The sequence below is a fragment of the Actinomycetota bacterium genome (genome assembly GCA_040755895.1).
Taxonomy (GTDB): Bacteria; Actinomycetota; Aquicultoria; order Subteraquimicrobiales; family Subteraquimicrobiaceae; genus Subteraquimicrobium.
This window is the reverse complement of sequence record JBFMAG010000084.1, coordinates 1-6141: the sequence shown is the minus strand read 5'-3', so window position 1 is coordinate 6141 and position 6141 is coordinate 1. Positions and strand designations below refer to the sequence as shown.

Sequence of the window (6141 nt, the reverse complement as noted above, 5' to 3'; positions counted from 1 at the left end):
AGAGGTAAAAACTTTCATTTCACCTCACCCTTATCACTGCGTAGGTGATAATGGTTTATGGTGATTCCTTTCCATTCAAAACATTTCCACAAATTTTACAATGAAGACCGCCTCTTTTTATCCCTGCCCCACAACCAGGACAACTTCTCTCATCACCTTTGGGTTTAGGAATCTCTCCGATTACTTTTCTGTAGATTTTGTAGTAATAGAAGTGTTCTTTATTTATGAATTTTACAGAGGAATTCTCCTTGAATTCTTCATCGGATACCTTATGGGAAATAATCTGGCGAAGCTTATTCATGCCTGAGCCGTATTCTAAAGGTCTCTTGCTCTGCCAGATAACATTTTCGGGTAAAACATCCTCAAAGGCTTTACGCAAAATCCATTTTCCCCAGACTTTGTCGTTATACCTTCTTATCTTTAAATGAGCAGGTATCTTTAAGGCAAAATCTACGACGTTTTTGTCCATAAAGGGTTGGATTATCTTAATTTCCATAGACTTACCAAACTTGTTAGAACTAAAGCTCATTTCTTCTGAGATCCTCAGAATATAATTTTCTAAATCATCCATATCTTCCATAAATGAATATCCCCCAAACAACTCATCACTTCCATCGCCGGTAGCTACTATATCTATACCTAAATTTTTGGCTAACTCAAGGCCAAAGTACACTACCAAGTCGTTGGGAATGGCAGGATCAAAAGATTTCAATATTTTTATTACCTTAGGGATACTTTCTATTGCTTCGTCGACATCCACCTTCCTGTGGAAATGTTCTATATTTAGGAAGCTCGCTAATGACACCGAATATGGGATATCCTCTGCATCGGATTCTAAACTTACTGTAACACCTGCAACCTTTGGTTTAATGACCGCTAAAATGGATGTATCCAGTCCCCCTGAAAAAAGCAAACCCTTATGAGAGCTTCTTTCTATCGTGTCGGAAAGAACCTTCTTTAGATTTTTAATAATCTCGTTCATATCGCCCAAGAAGTTCAAATTCTCCTCATGCAATCTTTTTATATTTCAATCTCCACGGTATCCCGGCTATTAAAAGATAAACCTCATCTGAAGCTTCAGCAATCAACTGGTTTACCTTGCCCAAGAGATCCCGATAGATCCTTCCCAGGGGATATGGCGGTACAATGCCCATCCCAACCTCGTTGGAGATGAAGATTACTGTAGAATCGATATCCCGGATGTTTTCCACTAAATCCTCGATGCTTTTTAGAATCGTCTTCTCGGGTTGGGATTCCAGCAAATTGGAAACGTAAAGGGTCAAACAATCAACCAGAATGACATCGGCCTCGTCACCATATTCGCATATCGTCGCGGCCAAATCCGAATCCACCTCCACCGTCTTCCAGTTCGAGGATCTCCTCCTTCTGTGCTCCTCAATTCGCTCAAGCATCTCATCGTCAATGTTTCTTCCAGTCGCGAGATAAACGACCTTATCGCCTAGCTCAGCGGCTAATTCCTCAGCATATGTACTCTTTCCACTCCGAGCTCCTCCCAGCATCAAAATGAGTTTAGCCATGATGTTCACCCGCCCTCCTCTCGATCAAAGTCAAAACCTCGGAAAGACCTCGACCGACCAGGGCACCTTTCTCCTTAAGTACCTTTACCATCCGTTCAGCCTCGCCACCCGTATAGTCCCTCTCGCCGATCTCCGTCTCCTCCATCAATATCACCGGAATGCCCCTGTTTAAAGCTTCTTCAGCGGCATGTAAATTCCTAATATTCCCGGGACCAAAGGGAATATTAGCCACTACGACCAGGTCAGATTGAAAGATCAAATCCAAATTGCGCCGATACGCCTCATCCGTTATCCCAGAGAAGGGAGCTTCAGCAACTATGGGGATTTCAAGTGAATTGGCCACCTCTTCATCGGAATCCAAGGCATTGAGCACCCCCGCCGAGACCCAGATGTTACAATTCTTGAGCTCCCTCATCAAAAGAGCACCCCTTCCATCTCCACAGATTAAATGCACCTTTAGTGACCCAACTGCTGATACCTTCCTTAGCTTCGGGAGCAATGTAATATACAGCTTTTTGGTCAGCGGGTGTCGATTTACCAGCACATCCGCGTTAAAAACTCTTTTGATATTCTCCACGGTGAGAACCTCTTCCGGCTGACCGTGAACATCGATTTTCCCTTGATTCAAGAGAACCAGACTCTGGCAGTACTCAGCGGCCATGTTGAGGTCGTGAAAGACTGAGATCACAGTTAAACCATCCCCATTCAAGCCTTTCACCAAATCCATGATCTCCAATTGATGATTTATATCCAAGTGGGAAGTGGGTTCATCCAGTAGAAGAATGCAGGGTTCCTGAGCCAAAGCCTGAGCGATAATCACCCTCTGTTTTTCACCCCCACTTAAGCTGGTTATGGGTCTTTCAGCCAAATGCCAGGTGTTGGTTTTCTCCATCGCCGCCCTAGCGATACTCAAATCATCATACCCCTCGGTCTCAAACCTTCCCAAATAAGGAGACCTTCCCATTAGCACGATGTCCAGAGCCGTAAATGCAAAGGCAATCGATGTTTCCTGAGGGACAACGGCTAAATTCCGGGCGATGAAACGGGGGCTAAGCCGTTGAATGTCCTCACCGTCGAGATAAACCACGCCCGATTTCGGCTTGAGCGTCCGGCTGATCACCTTAAGGAACGTGGACTTCCCGCTCCCGTTGGGACCCACAATGCCAATGAAGTCACCCTTCTGAATGGATAAGCTTATCCTCTCCAAGACCTGCCGATCTCCGTAAAAGCAATCTATATTTTGAATATCCAGAGTAACATGGGTCATAAGAAATCCCCTCATACGAGCGATTTTCCCCTCCGCAAGAGGAAGATAAAGAAGGGTGCTCCAAATAAGGCTGTAACGATCCCAACGGGTATTTCCATGGGAGCCAGCAACAGCCTAGCCAAGGTATCGGCAACTATGAGAAAAATTGATCCAACCAAGGCTGAGCAGGGTAAAAGAATACGGTGATCTGGTCCGGTGATTAGACGCACTATGTGGGGCACCATCAAACCTATGAAACCTATTAGCCCACTCACTGAAACCCCGGCGGCGGTTATTAAAGATCCCAGGGCAAGCATCCTCTTCTTGAAGCCCTCCACCTCGATCCCCAACTGCTGAGCCTTCTCCTCCCCCAATAAGATGAGATTCAAATCGCGAGCGAAGAGGGGGATAAAGAGAAGTCCCGGGAGAATGAAGGGTAGAGTCATCTTCACATGGCTCCAATTTCTGGCACCTAAACCCCCCATCAACCAGAAAACGACGGAATGCAAATCCTCCCCACCCAGGACCATGATAAGAGAAGTGATAGCTGAAATGAATGACCCCACGGCGATGCCCGACAAGAGCAGTGCAGTGATTGGAACCACCGGTCCCACCCTGGCTAGTTGGTAAACGATGATCACCGTTATCAAGGCACCGAGAAAAGCCATGATGGGTACGGTGGAAAGTCCGATTAAACCGGAACCAATCTTAAAGATTATGGCCAGGGTGGCGCCGAGCGCAGCCCCCGAGGATACTCCAATGATACAGGGATCGGCCATAGGATTCTTGAACAAAGCTTGAAAAATGACCCCTGCCAGGGCCAGAGAAGTACCAACTAACACGGCTAAAATCAGGCGAGGTAGACGTATCTTAAAGAATATCGTCTCCAAAGTGAGAGACCAATCTCTACTCCCCACCAAAGAGCTCACGATTGGGATTCTGCTCAGTAACATCTTGGTGGCTACCTTGATGGAAATAGAAACCGCTCCCAGCGAAGCCGCCACGACTAGTACGCAGATTAGTACCCCTACAAGCAACAGGAGAAGACCCGCCCGATTGTATCCAGTCTTTAAAACCGGTGATTCAATGACCGCTCCCCCTGCCTGTCGGCAGACACGGTTAGACGATGCACTCCACCTCATATCTCAACCCTTCATTCCCCTTAAGACAGGTTACGTGGTGTAAATACTTCCTGGCTACTTTAACAGCTCCTTCAACCTCCTCCAGAGTTGGTCTCCTCCAAGGATTTCCAGCCACGGGAATGTATCCATCTATTCTATAGGGAATATTGGAATCAACCGCGGAGATAAACCTGGTAATCTTCTCAATCTCCTCGACATCTATATAATGAGGAATGAAGATGCTCTCTGCTCTCAAAGCCACCCCCGCTCTGTGCAGTCGTCTAAAGTTCCTTAACACTTCTTGATTGGGCTTCCCCGTGAATTCCCGATGCAAAGTCCCGGTTATTGCCTTTATGCTCACCTGGATTTCGTCGACTCCCTCCAAGGGTGGAAACAAATAGCCATTAGTGAGAAGGATATTATGGGTACCGAGCCTCTTCTCTAACACCTTGGCCAATTTTGGAAACTCTGGATCGATTGTGGGTTCCCCACCTAAGAAAGTAACTCCCTCCGGCTTAAAGTCCTCCAAGATTCCCACAACCTCTTCAAGCTTCAAAAAGCCACTAAAGTCTGCAACATGTTGGCTCAGGTGAATATCCCCCAACTCCTCCCGACGTATACAACCCTTGCAACCAAAGTTACAACCCCAAAAGTAGACATAAGCCACTTTTACAGCTGGAGCGAAGGTTATGTGATAGACATTCATTGGTAACCTCTCCTACCCATAACGGGCAGCCCTTAAAATTACTTAAATAGTTCGGGATGGATGGCTTTAGCAACCTCCTTAAGACCCTGGACTATCCTTGGTCCAGGGCGGACAACTAGATTTTCATCGATTACATGGACGCGTCCATTCTTAACCGCGGAAATATTCTCCCAGCCTTCACGCTCCTCTATCTTGCCGGGATCACCCATGCTTCCCTTGGAAGCGATGATAACGTCCGGATCACGCTCAATTAGCATCTCCAGGCTATATTGAGGATACTGGGTCTTGGCATCGGCGGCGATGTTCTCTCCCCCCGCCAGCCTTATCAAGTCGTTCATAAATGTTCCGGGACCAGCGGTCATCAAGGGTTCGTTCCAAACCTCATAGAAGACCTTTGGTCTTTTCCCCTTAAGTTCTGCCACTTTCTCCTTGACATCCTCCATGACCGACTGCATCTTCTTAACAATCCTCTCAGCTGCCTCAGTCTTGCCGGTAAGCCTGCCAACCTCTCGTATCCCAGAGATGATATCACCCAAGTTCTTTGGGTCAAGGGCGAAGACTGTTATCTTCAACCTCTCCAATTCTTTAACTATCGGTTCTTGAACACCACCGGTAGCCAGCACCAAATCGGGCTTTAAAGAGACAACCTTCTCGATGTTTACACTCTTGAATCCTCCGATCTTATCCTTCACTTTTGCCTCTTCTGGATAGTCACAGTAGGTAGTCACTCCCATTATTCTATCGCCCAACCCAAGGGCAAAGAGAATTTCCGTATTGCTGGGAGCCAGGGAGACTATGCGCTTTGGTTCCTTCTCGATGACAACCTTTCTGCTCAGATCGTCTTCAAGAGTTATCGGGAAATCGACTTTTCTAACCACTGGTCTCTTCGCTACTGGAATCGCTTTACATGCCCCAATAGCGGTCACCAGTAGCACCAAGATGAGTGCGATGATTCTTGAATACCTGCTCATAATGCTCATCCTTTCAAAGGGAATCTTAACGAGTCTTCCGCACCAATAAAAAATCCTCGAGCCTAAGCTCAAGGATTTCACAAATCTTTAATCACTGCCATCACCTCACTTCCCGAAGGCTCGCTTCCCCTCTAGGCAGGTCTCCTGACTTCCCACTCACCTAACTCGCCTTCCCACTAAAGGCAGTGGCTTTAGCGCGATTGAGCGCGTGTTAGGCACCATCTGTGGGTCACAGTGGCGGGTCCGTGCCGGACTCCCCATCCGCCTCGTCCATGGACACAGCGGGCAGGTCACCGGACTTCCCTATTCTCCCCAACGCAGATATCCCAATTGGTGGCTGATAATTATCTGCGCTGAAGCACCTAGAGGTGGCTATTCAGTTTTTTGCATTATATCCAACCCAAATTTATAAGTCAAATATTTATAAAATTTAGATAGCGTTCTAACAATTGGTGATTCGCCCTTCGGAACCCACCACCTTGGCAGACTGGATTATATTCTCTTCAGTTTAACATATGCCAAGTGAGCTTCTTTAGCCAATCCTCGCCGCTGTAGGTCG

6 protein-coding genes and 1 riboswitch are annotated in these 6141 nt (G+C 46.9%); all 6 genes read right to left on the bottom strand.

Annotated elements, in window-relative coordinates:
- Window positions 1-55: 55 nt before the first annotated feature.
- The 6 genes from AB1466_03935 to AB1466_03910 are packed head-to-tail and all read right to left on the bottom strand — an operon-like array spanning window position 56 to window position 5582.
- On the bottom strand, window positions 56-1000 hold the full coding sequence (locus tag AB1466_03935; GenBank protein ID MEW6189246.1) for an asparagine synthase-related protein: 945 nt from the start codon (window positions 998-1000) through the stop codon (window positions 56-58).
- A 7-nt stretch (window positions 1001-1007) separates the two neighbouring features.
- Window positions 1008-1538 carry a bifunctional adenosylcobinamide kinase/adenosylcobinamide-phosphate guanylyltransferase gene (cobU, locus tag AB1466_03930; protein ID MEW6189245.1) on the bottom strand — a complete coding sequence of 177 codons (531 nt, stop codon included), beginning with the start codon at window positions 1536-1538 and terminating at the stop codon, window positions 1008-1010.
- Window positions 1531-2820 (bottom strand): heme ABC transporter ATP-binding protein, encoded by a 1290-nt coding sequence (locus tag AB1466_03925; GenBank protein ID MEW6189244.1) that lies wholly within the window; start codon window positions 2818-2820, stop codon window positions 1531-1533. Before AB1466_03925 ends, cobU begins: the two co-directional genes overlap by 8 nt.
- On the bottom strand, window positions 2817-3926 hold the full coding sequence (locus tag AB1466_03920) for an iron chelate uptake ABC transporter family permease subunit (GenBank protein ID MEW6189243.1): 1110 nt from the start codon (window positions 3924-3926) through the stop codon (window positions 2817-2819). The genes AB1466_03925 and AB1466_03920 overlap by 4 nt, the downstream gene beginning before the upstream one ends.
- Window positions 3904-4611, bottom strand: coding sequence for a radical SAM protein (locus AB1466_03915; GenBank protein MEW6189242.1), 708 nt, complete (start codon window positions 4609-4611; stop codon window positions 3904-3906). Before AB1466_03915 ends, AB1466_03920 begins: the two co-directional genes overlap by 23 nt.
- A gap of 38 nt (window positions 4612-4649) precedes the next feature.
- The gene (locus tag AB1466_03910) at window positions 4650-5582 is read right to left on the bottom strand and encodes a cobalamin-binding protein (GenBank protein MEW6189241.1); all 933 of its coding nucleotides are present in this window, start codon (window positions 5580-5582) and stop codon (window positions 4650-4652) included.
- Window positions 5583-5698: 116 nt separating this feature from the next.
- Window positions 5699-5927: riboswitch (cobalamin riboswitch) on the bottom strand.
- Window positions 5928-6141: the final 214 nt, after the last annotated feature.